We start from the raw sequence: 22,919 nt of genomic DNA, 5'->3' as shown, positions 1-22,919 counted from the left end.
CACACCTCGGTCACCCGCTCGACTCTCGGAATGTCGGGATTGTGGGCAGACTGCGGAGCATGGCCAGTGAGACCGAGCGCTACGACTACGACCTCGTCGTCATCGGCACGGGCCCGGGCGGGCAGAAGGCCGCGATCGCGGCCGCGAAGCTCGGGCACCAGGTCGCCATCATCGAGCGCCGGAACATGATGGGCGGCGTCTCCACCAACACCGGCACCATCCCCAGCAAGACCCTGCGCGAGGCCGTCATGTACCTGACGGGGATGGCGCAGCGGGAGGTGTACGGCGCGAGCTACCGCGTGAAGTCCGACATCACGATGGAGGACCTGTTCGCGCGCACGCAGCACGTCATCGGCCGCGAGCACGAGGTCATCCGCGCCCAGCTGCTGCGCAACCACATCGACATCCTCAGCGGCACCGGCTCGTTCGTCGACGCGCACACCCTCGGGGTCCTCGACGACGACGGCGTCCGCCGCACCCAGGTCACCGCGCGGTTCGTCGTGATCGCCACCGGGTCCCGGCCGCACCGACCGGACACCGTGCAGTTCGACGGGCGCACGGTCCTCGACTCCGACGGCGTGCTCGCCCTGGAGAAGGTGCCGAACTCGATGGTCGTGGTCGGCGCCGGGATCATCGGCATCGAGTACGCGTCGATGTTCGCCGCGCTGGGCACACGCGTCACCGTCATCGACAAGCGGCCCGCAATGCTCGAGATGTGCGACCCCGAGGTGGCCGAGTCGCTCAAGTTCCACCTGCGGGACCTGTCGGTGTCGTTCCGGTTCGGCGAGGAGGTCGCCGGGGTGGACAGCAACACGCACGGCACGGTGACGCGGCTGGCGTCGGGCAAGCGGATCGCCGCCGACGCCGTCATGTACTCCGCCGGGCGGCAGGGACAGACAGTCGCGCTCAACCTGGAGGCCGCGGGGCTGGAGGCCGACTCCCGCGGACGCATCGCGGTCGACGACCAGTACCGCACCACGGTGCCGCACGTCTTCGCGGTCGGGGACGTCATCGGGTTCCCCGCGCTGGCCGCGACGAGCATGGACCAGGGCCGGCTGGCGGCGTACCACGCGTTCGAGGAGCCGGCGCGTGAGCTCCAGTCGGTGCAGCCGATCGGCATCTACACCATCCCGGAGATCTCCTACTGCGGCCGCACGGAGGAGGAGCTCACCACGTCGGCCGTCCCCTACGAGGTGGGCGTCGCGCGCTACCGGGAGCTGGCCCGCGGGCAGATCGTCGGCGACTCCTACGGGATGCTCAAGCTCCTAGTCCACACCGAGACGCGCGAGCTGCTGGGCGTCCACATCTTCGGGACCTCCGCCACCGACCTGGTGCACATCGGCCAGGCGATCATGGCGTGCGGCGGCACGGTGGACTACCTCGTCGACACCGTCCTGAACTACCCGACGCTGTCCGAGGCGTACAAGGTCGCCGCGCTCGACGCGACGAACAAGATCCGCCAGGTGGCCCGCTTCAGCCTCTGAGGCCGCGCTGCACCGCCGCCACCATGGAGGCGGCGATCTCGGGGGTCGCGGCCGCGAGGATCGAGTCGGAGGCCAGCGACCACGGCTCCCCGCGGGCGTCCAGCACCACCCCGCCGGCCTCCCGGACCAGCACCACGCCCGCGACGACGTCCCACGCCACGTTCCCGAAGGCGAGCGACGCGGACGTCCGACCGGTGGCCACCCAGGCCAGCTCGGTCGCGGACGTGCCGATCACGCGCACCTTGCCGACGATCCCCGCCACCTCCCGCAGCACGGCGGCCCGCGCGTCCAGCGGCCACGGCTCGCGCGACGTCCACGACAGGTCCCCGACGGTCACGGTGAGCGAGTCCAGCGCGCCGCCGGCCGCCGTCGACTGCTCGTCGACGCCCGCCGTGCGACGCCACGCCCCGGCGCCGCGGGCCGCCCACACGACCTCCCCGGTGGTCAGGTCCGCCGTGACGCCGACGACGGGGTCGCCGTCGGCCAGCCGGGCGAGCGTGCAGGCCACGAGGGGCAGACCCGCCACGAAGTTCGCCGTCCCGTCGATCGGGTCCACCACCCAGCGGTCCCCCGCCGTCTCCTGCGGCGAGCCCTCCTCGCCCTGCACGGGCAGCGGGGAGCCGGCGCGCAGGGTGCGCACGATCGCCTCCTCCGTCGCGAGGTCGACCGCCGTGACCAGGTCGTTGGGGCCCTTGAGGCGCAGGACCGCCCGGTCGTCGGTGCCGCGCACCACGGCGAGCCCCGCCTCGACGGCGAGCAGGGCGAGATCCACGTCGGGCTGCAGGGCGGGGTCCATGGGGCGCATCATCTCCCCCGCGTGCGACGACGAGGTGAACGAGCGGCGCCAGTTCGGTCCAGCCGCCGCGGTCGGGTATCCTCTGTCGGCCGGGAGGATTCGCCTAGTGGCCTATGGCGCACGCTTGGAAAGCGTGTTGGGTGAAAGCCCTCGGGGGTTCGAATCCCCCATCCTCCGCGCACCGAAGGACCCGTCACCTGCAGCGATGTGGGTGACGGGCCCTTCGTCGTAGCACGCTGGCGGGAGTCTGAGAGGTAGCGGTAGCAGTTTCAGTAGCAGATCGCTCGCTCGCGGCCTCTGGAGCGACTGAGCTTGTGGAGCAGCCGGCGCGCCGCACCTCCTGTGAGCTTCGACCGCCCAGAGGCTTACTTACGTCCGTGTAATTGGAGGCGCTGGTGCCTGCTGCCTTACGAGGCGTACGCGTCGCTAGGTTTACCTACTATCGGCCTGTCCAACTGAAGCCATATCGGCTGCTAGCCTAACTTCATGGACATCGCGCGGTTCGCCGGGAGCCCAAACGGGCATCTCGTCCCGCTCCGAGGGACTGATGGGCGCACCGGCCGTGAGTACGATCACATGGCGTTCGTTGCCGATCCCCTAGGGGAGGAACCGCCTCTGAGTCCGGCGACCTGGCACACGGTAACCGGAGCCAACAGGGCTCTCGCCCGACTCGACCAGGCGTCTCGCCAGGTTCCGAAACCTGACCTCCTACGAATGCCAACCCTTCGGCGTGAGGCGCAGAGCACATCGGCTCTCGAGGGCACGTTTGCACCCCTCGACCAAGTGCTCGCCGCCGACCGATCTGGAACCGAGGCACTCCCGAAGGAGGTAGCCGAGGTTCTCAACTACGTCGACGCGGCCAACGATGCCTTCGACACGCTGCTGGCGCACGGCCGTGTGACCGTCGGCCTCTTGGAGGGAACACACGCCACACTTGTCCGCGGGACCAGCGCCGAAACCGGGGACGCTGGACGTATCCGGCAGACCCCCGTGGCAATCGGGAGCGCGAACGGGACGATCGAGGACGCTCGATTCGTGCCCATGCCGCCCGGGATTGCTCTTGAGGCGGCTGTACGAGATCTCCTCGACTGGTTACACAGCGGCGCCGCCCAACGAGACCCGCTGGTCGCCGCGGCGATAAGCCACTACCAGTTCGAGACTCTGCACCCCTTCAACGACGGCAACGGTCGCATAGGTCGACTGGTCATCGTCCTCACCTTCATGGCTGACGGGCTGCTCTCTCAGCCCCTCCTCAGCGTCTCGCCGTGGTTCGAGGCCCGGCGAAGTGAGTACCAAGACCGCCTCGCCGCCGTCTCGGCGACAGGAGACTGGGATGGGTGGATCCAGTTCTTTGCTACCGGCATTCGGGAGTCTGCAGACGACACACTGCAGCGTGTCAACCGGCTCCTATCCGTCCAGCATGGCTATGTCTCACGTGTTCAGGCCGCAAGCTATAAGGGTCTGGTCCGCGACATTGCCGAGACACTTATCGGCGAGCCGGTCGTGACGGTGCCGCGCCTGATAAAGGCGTTCGGGAAGTCGTCACCGTCGACCAACCAAGCAGTCATGAAACTTGTCGACCTGGGCATCCTCGACGGACCGTACGGGTCCTACAACCGCACCTTTGTCGCTGGCGACGTCTTTCGAGCGATCTCGGCTCCGATGGGTGCAGTGCCGAGCCCTGACGAGCCGCTCGGCCCTGCGCGACTCAGCGCCTGACGTCAGCCGATCGTCTCGTCACGCCCCCACAGCAAGTCGCTCATGCGCCGATTCGCCTCGTCGAGCAACTCGGGGACGACATGCTGATAGCGGGTCGTCATCGCCGATGACGTCCATCCGAACATCCCCATCACCACCCGCTGGTCGACGCCCTGGACGAGCAGCAAGGTAGCGGCGGTGTGCCGAGCGTCATGCAGGCGGGCGGGTCGGATGCCGAGGCGCTCGAGGAACGCTGTCCAGTGCAACGAGTGGTCTCGTGGCGCCACTGGCCGGCCTACGAGGTTCGTGAAGACGAGCTTGGAGTCGGTCCACAACGAGCCCGCATGGATGCGGGCTTCGCGCTGACGCTGACGGTGTAGCCGGAGCTGGACCACGAGCGGTGCCGGGATGGGGAGCGTCCGCCGCGACTGCTTGGTCTTCAGCTCGCTGAGAACCAGACCGCCATCCTTGCGCTGGGGGCACTTCGCCGGGGCTTCGTCGCACGCCAGCGGGTCGACGCAGCCGTGCCGCCAGTTGCGCCGCTCGAGCTGGTGCTTGACCGAAAGCCGCCCGGCTTCGAGATCGACATCCGCCCATGCCAGGCCGAGCACCTCGCCTCGACGAAGGCCGAGTGAGATCGCGAGCATGAACGCGACGCCGTTGGGCTCGGTCTCGGCGGCCTCAAGGATCCGTCTCGCCTCACCAACGGTCAGTGGCTCGATGGCGGGTGTCTCGTACCGCGGGGTGTGCGCAAGTTGAACCGGGTTACGCGGGATGCGACGTCGGCGGACGGCGTCGTTGAGGGCCTTGTTCAGCGTCCGTCGCACGTGGTGGACAGTTCCCGCGTTCAAGCCCTTCTCGAGCAGCACGTTGTAGAGGTACTCGATGTTCTCCGGCTCGAGCGCGGCGAGCCGGTGTCGTCCGATCGCCGGAACGATGTGCCGAGTGACGTCGACCGTGTACCCCGACAGAGTGCTCGGTCGGACTCGCAGAGCGGTCGCGGTGAGCCAGTCCTCGAGCCACGTCTGGAGAAGGGGTGAGTGGCCGGCGGGTAGAGCACCGCGCTCGTCGCGAAGCCGTTCGAGAGCGCGGACCTTGCGCACCACCTCCGCCCGCGTGGCCCCTGTGCGCTTGCGTCGGTCGATCGAGCCGTCCTGGCGCTGACCCATCGTCACGAAGCCGTAGTAGCGGCCGTCGGCGGCGAGGAAGATCGACGACCGCCTGTTGCCGGCCCTGGTGCCCACGGGATCACTCGTCGATCGGCGTGGTGCCGCGCTCGGTGCAGCGCGAGACGAACGCGACGAGGCTGTCGACCGGGACCCTGTGCAGCTTGCCGATGTGGACCGACTGGATCTCCCCGCTGCTGATCAGCCGGTAGCAGGAGCTGCGCCCGATCGAGAGGCGGCGAGCAGCGTCAGCGACCGTGAGCATGAGGCGGGGCGTGTGGTCGGAATCGTCGTCATTCATCGTGGGCTCCTTCGTGTGTCGGGGTGGTCACCACCGGTCCAGCACAGGTTCATCCGGGACCGGGCCGGGCGGGGGCGTCAAGGGGCCGAGCGTCATCTGTGGACGCAGCGGCGGGATCGCAGGCTTGGGTCGGGTCGCCGGGAGCGGTGGCTGCGGTGTCTCGGGGTGGTGCGCGGCCCAGGTCTCGGTCGCTGAGGTCTCGGCGTGGTTGGTGACGAGGACTCGCTCGAGGATTTCGCGCACGGACTCGGGTTGTCCGCCCGGGAGACAGTCGGGGTCTGGGCGGTCGGTGGCGACGTAGAGCCGGTTCAGGTGGCGGCCGCGGCTGACAGCGACGTAGAGGTCCTCACGGCCCATGCCTGCGGTGATGACGGTGTGGGTCTCGTCGACGGTCATCCCTTGGCTGCGCGCGGTGGTGGTCGCGTAGCCGAGCTCGACGGACTCGGCCACGTAGGCCGCCGGCAGTCGCAGGGTGCCGCTGGCCGGATCTCCGACGGGCTGGACGCGGAGGCCGCCGTCGGGCAGGAGGTCGGTGATCTGCCAGAGGTCGCCGTTGCGCACGAACTCGCCGGTGGTGCGCAGGCGCCGGTTGTTGCGGCGCGTGACGATGCGGTCGCCGATGCCGCCGGTCAGTCCGTCGCTCAGTGTGATTCCAGTGGCGCGAACCGCGCCGGTGCGGATGCGTTCGGCGCGGGTGCGGGCGTTGAGCTCGTTGACCGTGCGCTTGTCTGAGGCTGCGAGCAGGACGGTCCGGCCCTGCGCGTCCGCATCGGTGGCAGCGGCGAGGGCGTCCTCGAGCATGTCGTCGTGGGTGCCGTGGCTGATCCGGCCGTGGTGGACGTAGGCGTCCAGGGCAGCCGGTTGGCCGTGCCGGAGGTCGAGGGTGGCGCGGGCTTCCCACGGGTGGCTGAACCGCCACAGGGTGCGCAGCTCAGCGGTGGGTCCGCGGCGGGCGAGCATCCCGAACGCCCCGCCGGCTTCGACCGCGCCACGTTGCAAGTGGTCCCCGACGAGAAGCACCTTTGCGTCCGCCGCGGAGGCCTGCTCGACGAGGGCGGCCAGGGTGCGGGTGTCGGCCATGGAGGCTTCGTCGACAATCACCACATCCCCGCGACCGAACCGCCACCGCTCCTGAGCCACGGCCAGCGCGCCGCGGCGCTGATTGGCGGCGTTCCGGTCCCAGTAGCTCGCCGTCGGGTCGGCCAGGACGGCCGTCTCAGAGCGGTAGCGCAGGGCGCGTTGCGCGGCGCCGTCTCCGACGGACTCATAGACCCACTTCGCCGCGGTCTCACACCGGGCACCGAGAGCCTCAGACAGGGTCGCGGCCGCACTGGCCGAGGGAGCGAGGCCGATGACGTCGCCGCGGACCTGCCGCCACGCGCCGGCAAGCGCGGCCAGGGTGGTGGTCTTGCCGGACCCGGCCGGTCCGACGAGTACGTCCAGGGACCGCGTCGAGAGGAGGACCGCCTTGGCGGCGTCCCGTTGATCGTCGGCGAGGGCGGTCATGTGTCGGTCTGCGATGCGGTCAGCGAGCGGGTGGATCCCGAGCGGGACGTCGGTCTCGGCGGCATCCAGCAGAGTCCGTTCCGCCTCGAGCAGCTCGAGCGACGTGAATGTCTCTTCCCCGACACGGTGCCGTTCCGATTCGCGGTCGTCGATGCGTAAGCACGCAGCTCCGGCGAGGGTCACGAGGTCGTCGGTCAACGCGAGCCGGTCCTCCGGCGAGGCCATCCGCAACGTCATCGAGGAGCGCAAAGCCGCGGCGCCAAGGTTCCACGTCGACCACACCGAGCGGCGCGTCGAGACGTCCTCGAGGACCTGCGCCACGATCGCGGCGCGGACCTCGGGGCCCACGTCGGTTGCATGCAGCGGGCGGCCATAACCTCCGGTTAAGGCGCGTGCGGCCAGGTCGACCGGATCGAGTCCGGTCAGCGCTCGGGCGCGGTTCGCCCAATCCGCCAGCAGGTCGCGCAACGCCCGGACGACCTTCGGCGGCCGTGTCTCGCGGGTCAGGTGCTGACGGGCCTTGATGGTCTCGGCCCGGGAAGGCTCACGCCCACGTCGCTGCGCGAACTCCTGCGCCCAGCGTTGTTCGGCGACGTGGATCTGTTCGGAACGGGTCGAGAACTCCGTCAGGAGGTCGTCACCTATCCCGTCGAGCTCGAAGGCGGGGTTGCGACGCTCGCCGCGGCCCCGCAGCGACCAGGACGACCCGAAGCGCCGGGACACCTCATCGGCGAGCAGGGCGTCGTACAGCTCGGAGACCGTGACGACCGCAGCGTGCATCGTGCGGCCATCGATCGACCGCCATGCGCCGTCGAGGCCCTGCACCTTGTTCGCGACCACGACGTGGGTGTGCAAGTTCGGGTCGCCGGCCCGGGAGTCCCAGTGATCGAACGCGGCCGCCACCACCCCGCGGGTCTTGACCTGCCGGCAACCGGCCGCACCGACCCGGGTTCTGATGACGGAATGCTCTACGAACCGCAACGCGGTAGCCAGCGCCGCGAGATGGGCCTCGTGCAGTCTCGCTCGCGTAGCTCCGTCGGCCAGACCCCACACGACTGAGACCGACTTGGGCGCCGTGAACGTCAGGTCGTACCCGGCGATCGCGTGCAGCCCGTTGCCCGGGCGAATCTGTCGGTATGGCGTTCCGAGCGGAGTACGGCTGACGGGGTCACAGCCGTCGCGGAACACAGTCGTCATCGCACCCTCGGCAACAGCGCTGCCTGCAGGCAGCCGACCGTCGCCCAGCCCTTCGAGTCCCGCTCCGAGCCAACGGCCAGCGGGTTGCCGGTGTGTTCGTAGTACGCCGCGAGCGATTCCCCGGCGGGCAGACCGGCATCACCAGCCGCAACGTGCCTGGTCAGGTACGCATATCCATCGCCCACCGTGAGCTTGTGCATCGACAGCACGCGTCGCCACCTCCCAGGAGACGCTCGATCGGCGAGCGCTCCTAGAAGCAGGTGCGCCAGAAAGTGCGCAACACGCGTCGTCGGAGGTTCAGTGATGGCTAGAGGGGGCTCGCTGTGACGTGCCGTGGGCGCTCAGGAACCCGCTCTTGATGGGCCCGTCCGACCGGGGTTCGTGCCCGACCCAGGCGACTCTCCGATCCGGCCCACGACGGCGCAGCCAAGCGCCTGTCTGATCACATCGAGGATCACAAGGCCCGCTCAGGCACGCAGTGCAATATGAGTCGATCGCCCGATCTGCCGTAATGAGTAGGTCATTGATCGGGACAAAGCAGCAGAGTGCTGCCTCGTGTGTAGGGCATGATCACCTCCGATCTAGGAGGTCCGTTGGCTGGACAGGTTCGGCATCCCGCCGACGAGAGTGGTGATCCCGTAGCGGCTCTCGCCACCGGCGTGAAGGCCGCCATCGTGCTCGGCTTCGTGCTCGTCGTCGGCATCGTCGTCGCTCTGCCTCTTACTTGGGGAAGTCGATGGGCGTTTGAGCACTTCTTCGTCGTCGTACCCGTAGTCGCATTGGTGTGGTTCCAGACCTTTCGACTCGCTGCCGGCAGACTTGCCCACCGGTGGCCACGAGCGGAGAACCGCGTTGTCGTCACTCCACCCATGGACGAGAACGACAGCAGCGCCGTGGCCATGGTCACCGGATCGGTACGTCGCTGGAGTCGTTGGCGTCGGGTGCGATGGCTCGTCCTGGTCCCGGGGGTCGCAATTGCATGGTGGGTGATCTCCGGGACGCAGCACGACGCGCGCGTCGCGGCGAGCCAACCCCGCCACGCCGCGACGGTTGTTGCAGTCGATCGCAGCTTTCCGACCCGATCGGGACTGCCGAACAGTGTGACCGTCGCTCTGGACGGGCAGCGCGTGGACTTGTGGGGTGACCTGCCTGACGCCAACGTCGGGGACGTGATCACGGTCGTCGTCGATCCCACGGCGCCGGACCACGTGATGGACGTCGCGACCCACACCGGCGGCGTCTATTCACCGCTGGCCGCGATCGCACTCGGAGTTGCGTTCGGCGCCATTCCTGTCGGCCTTGCACTCATGGTCAAGCAGCCTCGTGCCGCCGAGCGTGCGCTCAGATCCGCCCACAACGCCGAGGTCGTCCATTTCGAGCTCGCCGACACACATGCACTTCGACTCGAGACATCCCAAGGTGCGTTCCGGTGGGTCAGCACCGCATGGCCCGACGACGCCGGCACGGGCAGCTGCCGAGCGGTTGGTCGGCTGGCAGTCGGAGAGTGGGTGGTCCTTGTCAGGGGCGGAGTAGTCGAGTGGCCGGATCAGCCTTTGGAGGACTGGGCGTCCAACGGCTGACCAGCGGCACGGTCCTCCCTCTGGTATGGATCCCCGTGACCCGCGCAGCCGCGGTACACCTACGGGGATGGCCGTCTAGCGGAGTCGTCGAGCATCGTGGTCCGCGACCACAACGGCGTCGAGAGATCCCTCAGCGGGCGGTAGCAGTTTTGGTAGCAGTTTTGATCTGTCCGAGGTCATCTCCGTCTTGCCGTTAGGTGCACGATCAGCGGCTGACCTGTGCAGACACACAATGCCGGGTGCCGAAGAACGCCCTCGAAGACACTTGGAAAGCGTGTTGGGTGAAAGCCCTCGGGGGTTCGAATCCCCCATCCTCCGCGCACCGAAGGGCCCGTCACCTGCAGCGATGTGGGTGACGGGCCCTTCGTCTGCCTGCGGGTGAGAGCGTCAGCCGGGTCTGACCGTCAGCGCCTGTGTGAGGACGCCGATGAGGCCGCTCGTGTCGTGGATGGTGGTGTGGGTCAGGCCCAGCCCGGTGGGTCCGAAGGCGACGGTGGTGTCCAAGCCAGTCCACTCGCCGCACGGAGTCGCGAGCAGGTGGGCGGTCAGGTCGACGTTCGGGAACGCGACGTCGGTCGTGGGCGTCCTCGGGGTCATCCCGTTGGCGATGTCGATCACGCCGAGGACGCGGGCAGTCGCGCTGACCTGCTCGTCGTGGACCAGCGGCATCGTGGGGCGGACCCAGGAGACGGCTCGGCCGGGTCGCTCCTGGTACCTGCGCGCTTCGACGGAGCGGACGAAGCCGCCGGGCCAGATGCTTGCGGGGTCCCACGGTGGGGTGTCGTCCGGGCCGGGGATGGTGGGCAGTGCGCCGCCGGCTTGGTCTGCGGTGTCGTAGCTGCGCAGGAGCCAGGCGCGCAGCACGACCGCGGGCCGCCCGGCATGGCTGAGAGTGGCGTGGACGAGCTCGATGGTGCGACCGGGGCGGAGGACCTCGACGGTGATGCGGACCGGGGCGATGGGGAGCGCGCCGAGGATGTCGTAGGACAGGCGGGCGAGCTGCAGCTCGTGGTCGCGGCGTCCACGCTGGTCGACCTCCACCGCGTGGGCGAGGAGGCCGAGGGCGGGCGCGACGTGCTGCTCATCGGGATCCCAGCCACCGCCGACGTGCTCGGTCGGGCGGAAGGTGGCCTCGTCGAGTCGCTCGAAGTACGCCATCGTCGTCACTCCTCGATCGCGGCGTCGAGCGAGCGCAGGTGCTGACGGAACGTCACCGCGTCTCGGTCTCGGGCTGCGAGGTAGTCGTCGAAGCGGGTCTGTTGGCGCAGGGCAGCCATCGGATCTCCTCAAGAGGTGGCTCGGTGGGCGGCTGGTGTGGGGTCACCTGAGCAACTGCTCAACGATCAGCGCGACGCCGAGCCCGACCACCACGGCCCCGGACACCCGCGAGATGATCCTCGCCCCGGCCGGCCGGGCGGACAGCAGGCGCCGCGCGGTCACGGCCACCGCCAGGTAGACCACGGCGCAGGTCGCGACATGGATGAGGCCGAGCACCATGATCTGCGCCGGAACCGGCCACGGAGCGAACCGGGACGTGAACTGCGGGAGCAGCGCCAGGAACAGCAGGAACACCTTCGGGTTCAGCCCACTGACACCCAGCCCCTTCCACCACCACCTCGCGCGTGAGGAACCAGTGGAGGCCTCAGCACTCTCCTGCGGAGTCGCCGGCCGCGTGAACGTCAGGAACCCCAGCCACACCAGGTACACGCCACCGGCGATCGTCAACCCACCGAGCAGGCCTGGCGCACGAGCGACCAGCGCGCCAACCCCCGCGGCCACGAGCAACGTCGCACCCAGGTGCCCCGCGAGCATCCCGGCGACGGCAGGCGCCACCACGCGTCCTCGAAGACCTGCGCTGATCGCGTACGCCCAGTCAGCCCCCGGGATGAGCACGAAGAGGATCGAGACGGCCCAGAAACCCAGCACGTCTGCGCCGTCCACACCCGCTCCTCGCCTCGATGAGCACCCGGGTTGGAGGGCGCCTGGAAAGGCTAGGGCGGAACTTCCCGAAGGTGCTTCCAACAATCGCTCGGGAACCGCGGTTCAGTGGAAGAATGTCGCGCATGGACGCGATTGACCGTGCAATCCTTGCCGAGCTGCAACGGGATGGGCGACAGACGCTCACGGAGCTGGCCGAGCGCGTCCAGCTGAGCGTGTCCCCGTGTCATCGCCGACTGCGCGCGCTCGAGCGGGCGGGCGTCATCACGGGCTACCACGCCCGTCTCGACCCGGCGTCCCTCGGCCTCGGCTTCGCGGCGCTCGTCTTCGTCACCATGCGCGAAGCCACGCGTGGCAGCATCGGCGCCTTCGAGTCGGCGGTCGCCGGTCTTCCGAACGTCCTGCAGGCGCAACGCCTCTTCGGCGACCCGGACTACCTGCTGCGGGTCATCGCTCGGGACCTGGCGGACTACCAGCGCCTGTACGACGACCAGCTCGCCACCCTTCCCGGCGTCCAGCGACTCACCTCCACGCTCGTGATGCGGTCGATCGTCGAGGACCGATCGCTGCCCCTCTAGCGATCGGCGTCCCGTCCTGCAGCTAGGGCGGCGGTGGGTCCTTCTGCCTCGACGTCGCGGCCGTCGTGCGCGCGCGGCGGGTGGTCCGCACAGGTCGAGGCTCACCGTCCCGACCGACGGGAGGTGGGCCCGGCACGGGCACGGTCCGGCCCTTCGCCCACGCGCCCAGCTCGTCGAGGAAGCCCTCGACGTACGGCTCGGGCGTGAAGCGCTCCACCGAGAGACGGAGGGCCTCGAGCTCGGCCTCGTCCGGGAACCAGTAGAAGTGCTGGGCCACCTCGAGCTCCAGCAGACGCAGCAGGCACGGGGCGGCCAGGAACCCGGCAGGCCCCGTCGACGCCCACTGCAGCGTCTCCATCGGGAAGGGGTCGCTGCGGGCCCACCACTCCGGGCGGCGGGTCTGCAGCACTCGCACGGCGGTGACGACTGCGCCCATCTGGGCGGCGGCCGGCAAGCGGTCGGGCGCCGAGGCGGCCCTCAGGGCCTGTGGCCACTCGAACCAGACCTCGTCGGGCCGGTCCGGTCGCGGCAGGAGCTTGTCCGGGTGCAGCGTCAGCAGAGCGGCCGCCTGCGCCTTGGCCTCGTCGTCGTAGTCCTCCAGCAGGACGCGGTCGACCAGCCACACCGCCGTCGCGGTGCCGATGGCGTCGGCGTCCCACAGGTCGCTCAGCAGGCGGATCGCTGCGGACCCGCCGCGCAGCTCCATCAGCGTCGACAGCGCACCGCCGACCCGGGCCTTGGGCGCGTACTGGCCGTTCTCCGAGATCAGCTCGAGCACCCGGGCGGTCGTGTCGAGCGTGAGCCGGTTCTCGGTCTCCGCGTTCTGCCGTTCCGTCGCCGCGCGGTCGAGCTCCGCCGCCGCCTGCGCACGCCGCTGGCTCTGCGCGGTGAGCAGCGCGCCGATCGTCGTCGCGACGGCTCCGAGGGCAACCCCGAGGAAGGCCCAGAGGCTCTTCACCTGCTCGTCGTCGAGCGGACCGGAGGCGAACACGTCGGTGCGTACCAGCAGCACGACCGCCAGCGTCAGGAGCGCCACGAGGACCACCGCGAGCAGCCCCCACGCCCCTCGCAGGACCCAGCGATAGGTGTCGTCCATCCCCCACCCCCTGGCGCGAATATAGGGGATCACCCGAGCCGGCTCAGGGCTCCCCGCGCCGCGACGACCCCGGTGCTGAACGACGCCTGCAGCAGGTACCCGCCGGTGGGCGCCTCCCAGTCGAGCATCTCGCCGGCCACGAAGGTCCCTGGCACCCGCCGCAGCATGAGCGACTCGTCGACCTCCGACCACGCGATGCCTCCCGCTGTCGAGATGGCCCGCCCGATCGGCATCGGCTCGGTCACCAGCACCGGCACCGCCTTGAGCAGCGCGGCCGTCGCCGCCGGGTCGGTCGGCAGCGGGCCGCCGGCCGCCTCCCGGAGCAGCCCGATCGCCACCGGCTCGAGGCCGAGGGTGCGTCGCAGCCAGGTGGAGCCGGAGTCCTTGGGTCGCCTCCGCTGCAGCCGCTCGGTGAGCTGCTCGACGGTGAGCGTCGGCCGCAGGTCCACCTCGAGGACGCAGGCTCCGTCCGCGTCGACGGCGTCCCGGATGGCCGCGCCGATCGCGTACACCGGTCCCCCTTCGAGACCCGTCCGGGTGACCATCGCGTCGCCGCGCGCCGGTCGGCCGGCGCGTCCCCGCACGGTCAGCCCGACGTGCTTGAGCGGCGTGCCCTCGAACCGGTCCGCGAACGTGGCGGTCCACCCGACCCGCACCCCCACGTTCGCCGGGCGCAGGGGCACGACGGCCACCCCCCGCTCGGTGAACGGCCCGAGCCACCCGCCGTCCGAGCCGAGCCGGGGCCACGACGCGCCGCCGAGCGCGAAGACGGCGACGTCGCTGGTGACCTCGGCCGGTCCCCCGGCGGCGTCGGTGAACCGCAGCCCGCCCGGCTGGTCAGTCCACCCGACCCAGCGGTGCCGCCGCTCGATGCGCACGCCCAGGTCGGCCAACCGCGCCAGCCACGCGCGGACCAGCGGCGTCGCCCGGAACGAGCGGGGGAACACCCGCCCGCTGGAGCCGACGAAGGTCGGCTCACCCAGGCCGGCGCACCAGTCCCGCAGGTCCTGCGGGCCGAAGACCTCCAGCATCGGCTGGAGGTGTTCGGCGGCGGCGCCGTAGCGGGCGAGGAACGGCTCCCGGTCCTCCGAGTGCGTGATGTTCAGCCCGCCGTGCCCGGCCAGGAGGAACTTGCGGCCGGGCGACGGCATCCGGTCGAAGACCGTGACCGTGACGCCCTCCCGCGCCAGCACCTCGGCGGCGATCAGGCCCGCCGGTCCGCCGCCGATCACGGTGGCGGTGCTCATCGGCTGGGCCGGGCGGAGCGGGCGGGGTGCACGCGCCGACGCTAGCCCACCCGGTCAGCGCTCAGGTGGCCTGGCTGATCCGGACCATGTTGCCCGACGGGTCCCGGAACGCGCACTCGCGCGGCCCCCAGTCCTGCTGGATCGGCTCCTGCAGCACCTCGGCGCCGGAGGCGCGCAGGGTCTCGTAGGTCGCGTCCAGGTCGTCGGACGTGAACACGATCATCGGCAGGACGCCCTTGGTCAGGAGCTCCTGGATCGCGTCCCCGTCAGCCTTCGACCGGCCCGCGTGCGGGTCGGACAGGACGATGCCGAGGCCGGGCTGGGCGTCGGTGCCGAGCGTCACCCAGCGGTGCTCGCCGGACGACACGTCGTTCTGGACCTTGAGGCCCAGGGAGTCGGCGTAGAAGGCGATCGCCTCGTCGACGTCGTTGACGGTGATGTTCGTGAACTGCAGTGAGATCGTCATGACCTCGACGCTAGGACCGGCTCACCCGCGGTCGCTTCTCCGATCCTGCTCGATGCGTTCCTGCTCGATGCGTTCCTGCTCGATGCGTCCCGGACCGGGCGGGTGCGCGTCGTGACCGCGCATCCCGGCATCGCCCTCTCGGCGGGGTGCTCGCGCCGGCGGTACTGCGTCGGGGTCTCGCCGACGATCTCGGTGAACCGGGAGCTGAACGAGCCGAGCGACGTGCAGCCGACCGCCATGCACGCGTCCGTGACGCTGGCCCCGGCCCTCAGCATCGCCATCGCGCGCTCGATCCGGCGGGTCATCAGGTAGCTGTAGGGGGTCTCGCCGTAGGTTGCACGGAACTGCCGGGAGAAGTGCGCGGGGGACATGAGCGCCTTGCGCGCCATCGTCGGGACGTCCAGCGGCTGGGCGTACTCGCGGTCGATGAGGTCCCTGGCGCGACGCAGGTGAGCGAGGTTCTCGAGCTCCTCCGGAGTCACTTTCCGACCGTAGCACCGGGGTCCTGGCGCGCGACCGCGACCACGTGCCGCCGCTCGAACCGCACGGCGTCGCCCGCGCGCAGCCCCCGCAGCTCGGCGGGATCGCTGGCCAGGTTCCCCGCGAGCTCGTCGGGACCCACCTCGGTCACGCGGACCCACAGACGCTCCTCGAGGCCGTCGCGCGGCACGACGACCAGCTTGACCCGGTCGCCCACCTGCACGGTCGCCAGCACCTCGGCAGTCGGCACGCGGTAGGTCTCAGGCGCGTCGGCGTGCCGCTGCGCCCAGTCCGCCAGGGTCCACGGGGTGGATCGACGGAACAGGTTCACCCGCGCGGCAGGACTGTCAGGACGCGCACCAGGTGGTCGTGGAACTCCGTCATGTACGTGCGCAGGAAGGCGGCCGTCGACTCGTCGTGGACCGTCCCGTCCGGGGTGAACACGTCCGGGGAGAAGTGGATGTACGCCTCCGGTGCGGTCATCTGCCGGGCGTTGCAGAAGCTGAGCACCGCGCGCAGGCTCTGCTGGGCCACGGCGGTGCCGATGGCCCCGATGGACGCCCCGATCACGGCGGCCGGCAGGTGGTCGAACGAGTTCTCCCCCCAGGGTCGCGACGCCCAGTCGATGGCGTTCTTCAGCGCCCCGGGGATGGACCGGTTGTACTCCGGGGTGACGAACAGGACTGCGTCCACCCCGGCCAGCGAGGCCTTGAGCGCCTGGGCCTCCGGCGGGTACTCGGCGTCGAAGTCCGGGCTGTACAGCGGGAGGTTGCCGATGGGTAGCTCGACGAACTCGAGGTCGTCGGGCGCGAGGCCGATGAGCGCCTTGGCCAGGACCCGGTTGATGGAGGTGGACGAGAGGCTTCCGACGAAGTACCCGACGGTGTAGGTGCGAGACATGGGCGCGTTCCGTTCTCGTCGACGTCGACGACCCTGACGCACCCACCGTACGACCGGGCCGACGGCAGCGCCGCTCAGCCCGCGAGCGCCCGGACCGTCTCGATCGTGTCCGCCTCCGCGGCCGTCTTGTCGTCCCGGTAGCGCACCACCCGGGCGAACCGCAGCGCGAGCCCGCCGGGATAGCGAGAGGAGCGCTGCAGCCCGTCGAACGCGATCTCCACCACCTGCTCCGGCCGCACGTGCACCACGTACCCGTCCGTCGGGCCCTCGGCCAGCTCGGTGAACCGCTCCGTCTGCCACCGGAGCATCTGGTCGGTCATGCCCTTGAACGTCTTGCCCAGCATGACGAACCCGTCGCGGTCCCGGGCACCCAGGTGGATGTTCGACAGCAAGCCCGTGCGGCGCCCCGACCCCCGCTCGACCGCGAGGACCACCAGGTCGAGGGTGTTCCGGGGCTTCACCTTGATCCACGCGGCGCCGCGCCGACCGGCCTCGTACGGGGCGTCGGCCGCCTTGATGACCACACCCTCCTGGCCGGCGCGCACCGTGTCCGAGAAGTAGGTCCGGGCGGCGTCGACGTCGCTGGTGACCAGCCGTCCCACGACGGAGGAGCTGGCGACGGCGTCGAGCGCGTCGAGCCGTCGGTGCAGCGGCTCGTCCAGCAGGTCGGTGCCGTCGACGTGCAGGCAGTCGAAGAAGAACGGGGTCAGGGTGACGGCGGCGGCCACCTCGGCGTCCCGGGTGGCGGAGCGCGCCGACGTCTCCTGGAACGGTCGCGGCCGCCCGTCCGGGCCGACGGCCAGCGCCTCGCCGTCGAGCACGAGGTCCGACGCCGGCATGGCTCGGACGTGCGCGACGATCTCCGGGACCCGGCTCGTGATGTCGTCCAGGCTCCGCGTGAACACCCGCACGTCGTCGCCGGTGCGGTGGACCTGGATGCGGATGCCGTCGAGCTTGGCGTCGACGACCACCGGACCGGGCCCGAGGCTGGCCCACGCGCGGTCCACGTCGGGTGCCGACTGCGCCAGCATGGGCCGCACCGGCCGCCCGACCACCAGGTGGAAGGCGGCCAGCGCGCCCGCCGGGTCCGGAGAGGTCAGCGCGGCGACGGCGACCGGCTCGGTGTCTCCCGCGAGCATGGCCGCGCGGCGGACGGTCTCGGGCGGGACACCGGCGGCCTCGGCGACCGCGTCGAGCAGGAGCGCGTCGAGCGACCCCTGCCGCAGCTCCCCGGTGACCAGCCCTGCCAGGAGCCGCTGCTCGTCCGCCGTGGCGGCCCCGAACAGCTCCGCCGCCAGCGCGTTCCTGCTCAGCACTGAGCCCGGTCCCTCGAGCCTGGACATCGACTCGAAGGTGGCGTCGACGCCCGTCACCGTCAGGCGCGGCTCGTCGGCCGGCGTCGGCAGCGTGCTCAGCGACCGCCAGCCCAGGCCGGTCCGCCGCTGGCGCAGCTGACCGCCGAGGTACCGGGACACGATCCCGACGTCCTGGGGAGGGGTCCGTCGCAGCAGGTCCACCAGCAGCGCGCGCTTGGCCAGCCGGGAGCGCGTGGTCGCCAGCGCGGACGACGTCGTCGCGACCTCGGCGAGAAGCATGTCGGCATCGTGCACCCGGTCACCCACACTCGCCCGCCGGTGGTCAGCCCCCGCAGGAGAGGGTCGGGATGGGCAACGGCGCTCCCGCACGCTCCGGCAGCGTGAAGGCGTCGCGCCAGCCCTGCGCCACGAGCGCCTCGGGCAGGGCACGCCCCGACGGGCTCCACGGCAGGTCGGGCGCACCGCAGGTCAGCATCGGCTGGATCAGGCGGGTCGGCCCGGCGGGCTCGGGGACGGGTCGCCACTCGCCGGCGCCCGTGACGTCGTAGAAGAGCTGCCCGAACCCCTCGGGGTCGTCGCAGACGACGACGGTCGAGATGTCGACGACGTCGTGCACGCTGCACGCCGTCCCCGACGGCGGGGTGCCCAGGTCGTCCGACTCGGTCGAGCCGGACGTGAGGCCGTACGAGATGCGGGCCAGTGCGCCGTCGATGGCCCCCGGAGCGAGGTACACGAGACGATCCGTGGGTCTGTCCAGCAAGGCGTCGCCGACGATCCCCGTCGTGCCGGTGATGCTCGAGAACGACCCGTCGACCTCGTGCCAGTACATGCCTCCCAGGGACGTCGGGAAGTACGGGTTGGCGTCGACCCACAGCACCCTGCCGTCGGCCAGCTGCAGCACCGGCGCGGGGTCTGCCGATCCCAGGAACGACCGGGTCTGGTCGCCGGTTCCCAGGTCCACCTGGACCTGGTCCCAGCTCTCGCCGAGCCCCTTGACGAAGACCCAGGCACTGCGGGCCGTCGCGTCCCACCACATGACCTGGGCGTCGCCATCGACCACCAGGGACACGAGGCGGTAGGTGGTGCCGTCGGGCGCGACGAGGAAGAGCGCCTGCCGGCCGGCCGGGTCGAAGTGGCCGTAGCTGCCTTCCTCGCCGACGATGCTCATCGTCGAGAAGAGCGTGAGCGTCCACCCCGGTCCCACACCGCCCCATGTCGCGTCGGTCATCGGCAGGGCGTCCGGCTCCGTGGGTGACTCCTTGGCGGCGAGCTGGACCGTGGTGGGCGACGGGCCGGGCGTCGGCGACACCGAGGGAGACGGCGTGGCCGGAGGGCTCGGGGTGGACGCCGGCGGGATCGGTGCCGTCCGGTGCGCCAGGGCGGTCGCCGAGAGCGCGAGCACCGCGACCACCGCCAGGGCGCCTGCGGCGAGGACCGACTCGTGCCGGAGCCGACGACGTCGCGCCGTGCGCTCGACCGCGGCGACGGACAGGCCGGGACCGCTCCGGTGGCGATCCGCGACCTCCTCCATCAGCTCGTCGATCCCCGTGCGGAAGTCGTCGCTCACCGTGGCCTCCAGACTGTCGTGACATCGATGCGGTCGCCGTCGTCGTGCGCCAGGAGGGAGCCGAGCTTCTGCCGCGCCTCGTGGAGGTACCGCTTGACCGTGCCCTCGGAGACCTCCATCGACGCGGCGACCTCACGGACCGACAGGTCGTCGACGTGGTGGAGCACGACCGCCGCCCTCTGCTGGGGAGCGAGCATCGCCAGGGCGGCGCGGACGTCCGCCCGACGGACCGCCGTGACGTCGGGGCCCTCGGGAGCGACGCGCTCCTCCGCGAGGACCGGAGCCAGCACCGACCAGCGTCGACGCTTGCGGTAGCCGTCGAGGTAGACGTGCAGGATCGCCCGGCGCACGTAGGCCTCCAGCCACTCGACGTCGGCTCCGGAACGACGCCGGGAGAAGGTCCGGACGAGCGCCTCCTGGACGACGTCCTGGGCCGACGCGTCGTCACCCGTCAGCAGGTAGGCGTACGCGACCAGGTTCGGTCCTCGCTCCCGGGCCAGCGCGGCCAGGCGGTCGTCACCCATGCGTGCTGCCTCCTGGAGCCGAGCGTCGCGACATCGTGGTGCCCCCTGAGACGCACCAGGCGGCCCGGCGGTTGTGCCGGGTACGCGATTCACCCGTTCGGCGCAGGGCGCCCCTCAGGCGTCGATGCCCCCGTCGACGTACAGCCAGCGGCCGTCCTCGCGCACGAAGCGGCTGGTCTCGTGCAGCCGCCCGCGCTGGCCGATCGCGGTGCCGTCCTCCAGCCGGTAGTGGGCGACGAACTCGACGGTCCCGGTGTCGTCCCACGGTCCACCGGCGTCGGTGCGCAGGATGTCCAGCCGGCGCCAGACCATGTTCGCGTCGAGCTCCAGCTCGTCCGGCCGGGTGCTCGGGTGCCAGGTGACCAGCAGGTAGTGCGTGGCCCCGGTGGCGAACCCGGAGTAGCGGGACCGCATGAGGGCCTCCGCGGTCGGTGCCCGCCGTCCTGCGGCGAGGAACTGGCCGCAGCAGTCGACGTACGTGTCACCGGACCCGCACGGACAACGGTCGTCGTGCTCGCTCATCGCACCGGCTCGCCGCAGGCACGCCCCAGCGGCTCACGCCCTCCGCACCGGGGGCTGTGAGCAAGCAAGTTCACGTCATACGTTCCCACTTCGACCCATAGTGCCGTACGGTTGGCCCCGTAGTCGCAGTGAATCGCTTGTCATGACGGCCAAGGAGACTTGGCAGGACGTTCTCGAGGACCACCTCGGAGACGGACGACGAACACCGTGAATACCGGTCCCGGTCACCCGGGAGTTGTCCATACCGCACGTGAGAGAAGAGAACATCATGCCTGTTGGCACCGTGAAGTGGTTCAACGCCGAGAAGGGCTTCGGCTTCATCGCCCCCGAGGACGGCGGACCCGACGTCTTCGCGCACTACAGCGCCATCACCACGAGCGGCTACCGCACGCTCGAGGAGAACCAGAAGGTCCAGTTCGAGGTCACGCAGGGCCCCAAGGGCCCGCAGGCCTCGAACATCACGCCTCTCTGAGCGAGCTGATCTGAGCTCATAGCTCATCGCACGAGACCCCGGCCTTGTGGCCGGGGTCTCGTTGCATCATCACCGAGGCGCCTTCCGATCTTGCTCATCCCGACCGCACTCGCGCCGCGCACACGTTTCGCACGACCGACAGGACGGATGCCCATGAGCTCCTCGACGCTCACCCCGACACCCAACCGACCGCGCGACCGCGCCGTCAGCGACTTCACGGAGCTGACCCGCACGGTCCAGGCCGCCGGCCTCATGAAGCGCCGGCCCGCGCACTACGCCGTGCGCCTGTCCGCCGCGGTCCTGTCGGTCGCCGCGCTGATCACCACGATCATCCTGGTCGGTGACTCCTGGTGGCAGGTGGCCGTCGCCTTCGCCGCCGCGGTGATCCTCACGCAGATCGCGTTCCTCGGGCACGACGCCGCGCACCGCCAGATCTTCTCCGACGGCCGCGCCAACAACTGGGCCTCGCTGGTCCTCGCCGACCTGTTCGTCGGCCTCAGCTACGGCTGGTGGCAGCGCAAGCACACGCGCCACCACGCCAACCCGAACAAGATCGACACGGACCCCGACATCGAGATCGAGGCCCTGGCGTTCACGCCCGACCAGGCCGCGAAGCGCACCTCGAAGCTGGCCGTCTGGTATCTGAACCACCAGGGCTGGTTCTTCTTCCCCCTGCTGTTCCTCGAGGGCGTCGCCCTGCACGTGGCCGCCGTCAAGCGGCTGTCGTCGCGCGACAAGCTGGAGCACCGCGCCGCGGAGATCGTCATGATGACCATCCGCCTCGGCGGCGGGCTCGCCCTGGTGCTGCTGACCATGTCCTGGCCGATCGCGCTGGTGTTCCTCGCCGTGCAGATGGGCGTCTTCGGGTTCTACATGGGCGCCTCGTTCGCGCCGAACCACAAGGGCATGCCGCTGATCCCGAAGGACTCGCGCCTCGACTTCCTGCGCCGCCAGGTGCTGACCAGCCGGAACATCGGCGGCGGCAAGTGGGTCGACGTGCTCATGGGCGGGCTCAACCACCAGGTCGAGCACCACCTGTTCCCGTCGATGCCCCGTGCGTCCCTGCGCCGCGCCAAGCCGATCGTCGAGGCGTACTGCCGCGAGCACAACATCCCGTACGTGCAGGTCTCCCTGCCGCGGTCGTACTCGATCATCGTGAAGTACCTGAACACGGTCGGGAAGCCGGACCGCGACCCGTTCAACTGCCCGATGACGGCGATGTACCGCGTCTGACGCAGACTGCCTGCACGACGAGGCCCCTGCATCCCCTCCGGATGCGGGGGCCTCGCCCGTCTCGGCCTCAGCGGTCCGCGTGGCGGGTGAGCCGCACCTCCGTCCGCACGGTGAGGGCCGCGAGTCCGGAGACGACGACCGGCACCGCGACGGCGAGGACCAGCACGACCTCCCACGGGACCACGAACGGCGGAGCCGGCCGCCCGCCGGAGATGACCTGGCTCGCCTGGAACTGCACGGCCAGGACGCCGAGCGCGAGTCCCGCAGGAATGCCGCACAGCGTCCCGGCGACCGCGACGAGCCCCGCCTGCGCAGCGACGATCCGCCGCCGTGTCCCCGGCGCCGCCCCGAGAACCTCGAGCGTCTCCAGCTCGGCCTGCGCCTCTTGGGCGGCCAGCGCCGTCATCACCCACGTGACCACCAGGACGGCCAGCACACCGGCACCGACGACGACCATGTTCGTGCCCGTGTCGGACGGCAGCGCGGACTCATTCATCCGCTGGTGCGCGTCATGATGCGTCGTCTGGAAGGAGACCGCGGCCGTGACGGCGGCGACGAGTGCGACGCTGGCCGCCACCGCGGGCAGCACCCGCACCGGGTGCCGAGCGGCGTCACGCAGCACGTACGCAGTCACCGCGCCGGTGGCCCGGACGCGCTCGAGAGCCCCGAGCGCCGCTGCGAGGAGCAGGATCAGACCGGTCTCCGCCAGCGCCACACCGCCGACGACCGCGACGGGGTTCTGCTGCGGCACCGCGAGGGCCGCGAGACCGGCGCCCGCGACGAGGGCCACGGCGCCGGCGCCGGGCACCCACCACGGCGTCGGCGCGGGCTGCGCGGTGGTCGGAGTGCCGC

The 22,919-nt window shown here is 70.6% G+C and carries 24 protein-coding genes and 1 tRNA gene; 7 read left to right on the top strand and 18 right to left on the bottom strand.

Features of this window, described 5'->3' with window-relative positions:
- Positions 1–59 precede the first annotated feature (59 nt).
- Positions 60–1,484: a Si-specific NAD(P)(+) transhydrogenase gene (sthA, locus tag RYN42_RS10895; RefSeq protein WP_315096014.1), complete on the top strand. Its 1,425-nt coding sequence runs from the start codon at positions 60–62 to the stop codon at positions 1,482–1,484.
- Here sthA and RYN42_RS10890 read toward each other — a convergent pair.
- A complete protein-coding gene (locus tag RYN42_RS10890) occupies positions 1,474–2,280 on the bottom strand; it encodes an inositol monophosphatase (protein ID WP_315096012.1) in 807 nt (268 codons plus the stop codon). The two genes, sthA and RYN42_RS10890, sit on opposite strands and share 11 nt — an antisense overlap.
- A gap of 92 nt (positions 2,281–2,372) precedes the next feature.
- Between RYN42_RS10890 and RYN42_RS10885 the strand changes: the two genes are divergently transcribed.
- Together RYN42_RS10885 and RYN42_RS10880 are read left to right on the top strand one after the other, a co-directional pair.
- Positions 2,373–2,457 (top strand) — tRNA-Ser (locus tag RYN42_RS10885).
- A gap of 309 nt (positions 2,458–2,766) precedes the next feature.
- Positions 2,767–3,999: a Fic/DOC family N-terminal domain-containing protein gene (locus tag RYN42_RS10880; RefSeq protein ID WP_315096010.1), complete on the top strand. Its 1,233-nt coding sequence runs from the start codon at positions 2,767–2,769 to the stop codon at positions 3,997–3,999.
- A gap of 2 nt (positions 4,000–4,001) precedes the next feature.
- Here the strand turns inward: RYN42_RS10880 and RYN42_RS10875 are convergent, their stop codons facing one another.
- From RYN42_RS10875 to RYN42_RS10860, 4 genes are read right to left on the bottom strand one after another with little or no spacing between them, the layout of a single operon-like run.
- A complete protein-coding gene (locus tag RYN42_RS10875) occupies positions 4,002–5,222 on the bottom strand; it encodes a site-specific integrase (RefSeq protein WP_315096008.1) in 1,221 nt (406 codons plus the stop codon).
- 4 nt (positions 5,223–5,226) lie between these two features.
- A complete protein-coding gene (locus tag RYN42_RS10870) occupies positions 5,227–5,445 on the bottom strand; it encodes a helix-turn-helix domain-containing protein (RefSeq protein ID WP_315096006.1) in 219 nt (72 codons plus the stop codon).
- Positions 5,446–5,472: 27 nt separating this feature from the next.
- Positions 5,473–8,181: a MobF family relaxase gene (gene mobF, locus RYN42_RS10865; protein WP_315096030.1), complete on the bottom strand. Its 2,709-nt coding sequence runs from the start codon at positions 8,179–8,181 to the stop codon at positions 5,473–5,475.
- Positions 8,145–8,357, bottom strand: coding sequence for a hypothetical protein (locus RYN42_RS10860; protein ID WP_315096004.1), 213 nt, complete (start codon positions 8,355–8,357; stop codon positions 8,145–8,147). Before RYN42_RS10860 ends, mobF begins: the two co-directional genes overlap by 37 nt.
- 357 nt (positions 8,358–8,714) lie before the next feature.
- Here RYN42_RS10860 and RYN42_RS10855 point away from each other — a divergent pair, with 357 nt between their 5' ends.
- Complete coding sequence (locus RYN42_RS10855) at positions 8,715–9,728, top strand: hypothetical protein (RefSeq protein WP_315096002.1); 1,014 nt, start codon at positions 8,715–8,717, stop codon at positions 9,726–9,728.
- A gap of 387 nt (positions 9,729–10,115) precedes the next feature.
- On the opposite strand, the gene RYN42_RS10850 is transcribed toward RYN42_RS10855, so the two are convergent.
- Together RYN42_RS10850 and RYN42_RS10845 are read right to left on the bottom strand one after the other, a co-directional pair.
- Positions 10,116–10,886, bottom strand: a complete 771-nt coding sequence (locus RYN42_RS10850) for a thioesterase family protein (protein ID WP_315096001.1) — start codon at positions 10,884–10,886, stop codon at positions 10,116–10,118.
- Positions 10,887–11,048: 162 nt separating this feature from the next.
- Positions 11,049–11,669, bottom strand: a complete 621-nt coding sequence (locus RYN42_RS10845; protein WP_315095999.1) for a LysE family translocator — start codon at positions 11,667–11,669, stop codon at positions 11,049–11,051.
- A 122-nt stretch (positions 11,670–11,791) separates the two neighbouring features.
- Between RYN42_RS10845 and RYN42_RS10840 the strand changes: the two genes are divergently transcribed.
- A complete protein-coding gene (locus RYN42_RS10840; protein WP_315095997.1) occupies positions 11,792–12,244 on the top strand; it encodes an Lrp/AsnC family transcriptional regulator in 453 nt (150 codons plus the stop codon).
- Between the two features lie 22 nt (positions 12,245–12,266).
- Here RYN42_RS10840 and RYN42_RS10835 read toward each other — a convergent pair whose 3' ends face one another.
- The 10 genes from RYN42_RS10835 to RYN42_RS10790 form a co-directional block, all read right to left on the bottom strand.
- The gene (locus RYN42_RS10835) at positions 12,267–13,340 is read right to left on the bottom strand and encodes a hypothetical protein (RefSeq protein WP_315095995.1); all 1,074 of its coding nucleotides are present in this window, start codon (positions 13,338–13,340) and stop codon (positions 12,267–12,269) included.
- A 29-nt stretch (positions 13,341–13,369) separates the two neighbouring features.
- Positions 13,370–14,587 (bottom strand): TIGR03862 family flavoprotein, encoded by a 1,218-nt coding sequence (locus tag RYN42_RS10830; RefSeq protein ID WP_315095993.1) that lies wholly within the window; start codon positions 14,585–14,587, stop codon positions 13,370–13,372.
- A gap of 61 nt (positions 14,588–14,648) precedes the next feature.
- Entirely contained in the window at positions 14,649–15,053 is a 405-nt protein-coding gene (locus RYN42_RS10825; RefSeq protein WP_315095991.1) for a VOC family protein, read from the bottom strand.
- Positions 15,050–15,535, bottom strand: a complete 486-nt coding sequence (locus RYN42_RS10820) for a helix-turn-helix transcriptional regulator (protein ID WP_315095989.1) — start codon at positions 15,533–15,535, stop codon at positions 15,050–15,052. The genes RYN42_RS10825 and RYN42_RS10820 overlap by 4 nt, the downstream gene beginning before the upstream one ends.
- On the bottom strand, positions 15,532–15,864 hold the full coding sequence (locus tag RYN42_RS10815) for a hypothetical protein (RefSeq protein WP_315095986.1): 333 nt from the start codon (positions 15,862–15,864) through the stop codon (positions 15,532–15,534). The genes RYN42_RS10820 and RYN42_RS10815 overlap by 4 nt, the downstream gene beginning before the upstream one ends.
- Complete coding sequence (locus RYN42_RS10810; RefSeq protein ID WP_315095984.1) at positions 15,861–16,433, bottom strand: NADPH-dependent FMN reductase; 573 nt, start codon at positions 16,431–16,433, stop codon at positions 15,861–15,863. The genes RYN42_RS10815 and RYN42_RS10810 overlap by 4 nt, the downstream gene beginning before the upstream one ends.
- A gap of 74 nt (positions 16,434–16,507) precedes the next feature.
- On the bottom strand, positions 16,508–18,028 hold the full coding sequence (locus RYN42_RS10805; RefSeq protein WP_315095982.1) for an ATP-dependent DNA ligase: 1,521 nt from the start codon (positions 18,026–18,028) through the stop codon (positions 16,508–16,510).
- A 43-nt stretch (positions 18,029–18,071) separates the two neighbouring features.
- Positions 18,072–19,316 carry a hypothetical protein gene (locus tag RYN42_RS10800; RefSeq protein WP_315095980.1) on the bottom strand — a complete coding sequence of 415 codons (1,245 nt, stop codon included), beginning with the start codon at positions 19,314–19,316 and terminating at the stop codon, positions 18,072–18,074.
- Complete coding sequence (locus RYN42_RS10795; protein WP_315095978.1) at positions 19,313–19,840, bottom strand: sigma-70 family RNA polymerase sigma factor; 528 nt, start codon at positions 19,838–19,840, stop codon at positions 19,313–19,315. Before RYN42_RS10795 ends, RYN42_RS10800 begins: the two co-directional genes overlap by 4 nt.
- Positions 19,841–19,954: 114 nt before the next feature.
- The gene (locus RYN42_RS10790; RefSeq protein ID WP_315095976.1) at positions 19,955–20,362 is read right to left on the bottom strand and encodes a YchJ family protein; all 408 of its coding nucleotides are present in this window, start codon (positions 20,360–20,362) and stop codon (positions 19,955–19,957) included.
- Between the two features lie 268 nt (positions 20,363–20,630).
- Here RYN42_RS10790 and RYN42_RS10785 point away from each other — a divergent pair, with 268 nt between their 5' ends.
- On the top strand, positions 20,631–20,834 hold the full coding sequence (locus RYN42_RS10785; RefSeq protein ID WP_028049733.1) for a cold-shock protein: 204 nt from the start codon (positions 20,631–20,633) through the stop codon (positions 20,832–20,834).
- 153 nt (positions 20,835–20,987) lie between these two features.
- Complete coding sequence (locus RYN42_RS10780; RefSeq protein ID WP_315095967.1) at positions 20,988–22,067, top strand: acyl-CoA desaturase; 1,080 nt, start codon at positions 20,988–20,990, stop codon at positions 22,065–22,067.
- Between the two features lie 67 nt (positions 22,068–22,134).
- Here the strand turns inward: RYN42_RS10780 and RYN42_RS10775 are convergent.
- A partial coding sequence (locus RYN42_RS10775; protein ID WP_315095965.1) for an FtsX-like permease family protein occupies positions 22,135–22,919 on the bottom strand: 785 nt, incomplete at its 5' end.

The organism is uncultured Cellulomonas sp. (assembly GCF_963527515.1).
Classification (GTDB): domain Bacteria; phylum Actinomycetota; class Actinomycetes; order Actinomycetales; family Cellulomonadaceae; genus Cellulomonas.
The sequence above is the reverse complement of the archived record's forward strand: the minus strand, read 5'-3'. Positions and strand labels throughout refer to the sequence as shown.

Bases quoted from the DNA above. Each gene is read 5' to 3' on its own strand.
- RYN42_RS10870 (WP_315096006.1), bottom strand. From the start codon at position 5,445: ATGAATGACGACGATTCCGACCACACGCCCCGCCTCATGCTCACGGTC.
- RYN42_RS10840 (WP_315095997.1), top strand. From the start codon at position 11,792: ATGGACGCGATTGACCGTGCAATCCTTGCCGAGCTGCAACGGGATGGG.
- RYN42_RS10825 (WP_315095991.1), bottom strand. From the start codon at position 15,053: ATGACGATCTCACTGCAGTTCACGAACATCACCGTCAACGACGTCGAC.
- RYN42_RS10880 (WP_315096010.1), top strand. From the start codon at position 2,767: ATGGACATCGCGCGGTTCGCCGGGAGCCCAAACGGGCATCTCGTCCCG.
- RYN42_RS10890 (WP_315096012.1), bottom strand. From the start codon at position 2,280: ATGGACCCCGCCCTGCAGCCCGACGTGGATCTCGCCCTGCTCGCCGTC.
- RYN42_RS10790 (WP_315095976.1), bottom strand. From the start codon at position 20,362: ATGAGCGAGCACGACGACCGTTGTCCGTGCGGGTCCGGTGACACGTAC.
- RYN42_RS10810 (WP_315095984.1), bottom strand. From the start codon at position 16,433: ATGTCTCGCACCTACACCGTCGGGTACTTCGTCGGAAGCCTCTCGTCC.
- RYN42_RS10795 (WP_315095978.1), bottom strand. From the start codon at position 19,840: ATGGGTGACGACCGCCTGGCCGCGCTGGCCCGGGAGCGAGGACCGAAC.
- RYN42_RS10780 (WP_315095967.1), top strand. From the start codon at position 20,988: ATGAGCTCCTCGACGCTCACCCCGACACCCAACCGACCGCGCGACCGC.
- RYN42_RS10785 (WP_028049733.1), top strand. From the start codon at position 20,631: ATGCCTGTTGGCACCGTGAAGTGGTTCAACGCCGAGAAGGGCTTCGGC.
- sthA (WP_315096014.1), top strand. From the start codon at position 60: ATGGCCAGTGAGACCGAGCGCTACGACTACGACCTCGTCGTCATCGGC.
- RYN42_RS10830 (WP_315095993.1), bottom strand. From the start codon at position 14,587: ATGAGCACCGCCACCGTGATCGGCGGCGGACCGGCGGGCCTGATCGCC.
- RYN42_RS10835 (WP_315095995.1), bottom strand. From the start codon at position 13,340: ATGGACGACACCTATCGCTGGGTCCTGCGAGGGGCGTGGGGGCTGCTC.
- RYN42_RS10855 (WP_315096002.1), top strand. From the start codon at position 8,715: ATGATCACCTCCGATCTAGGAGGTCCGTTGGCTGGACAGGTTCGGCAT.
- RYN42_RS10805 (WP_315095982.1), bottom strand. From the start codon at position 18,028: ATGCTTCTCGCCGAGGTCGCGACGACGTCGTCCGCGCTGGCGACCACG.
- RYN42_RS10850 (WP_315096001.1), bottom strand. From the start codon at position 10,886: ATGGCGTACTTCGAGCGACTCGACGAGGCCACCTTCCGCCCGACCGAG.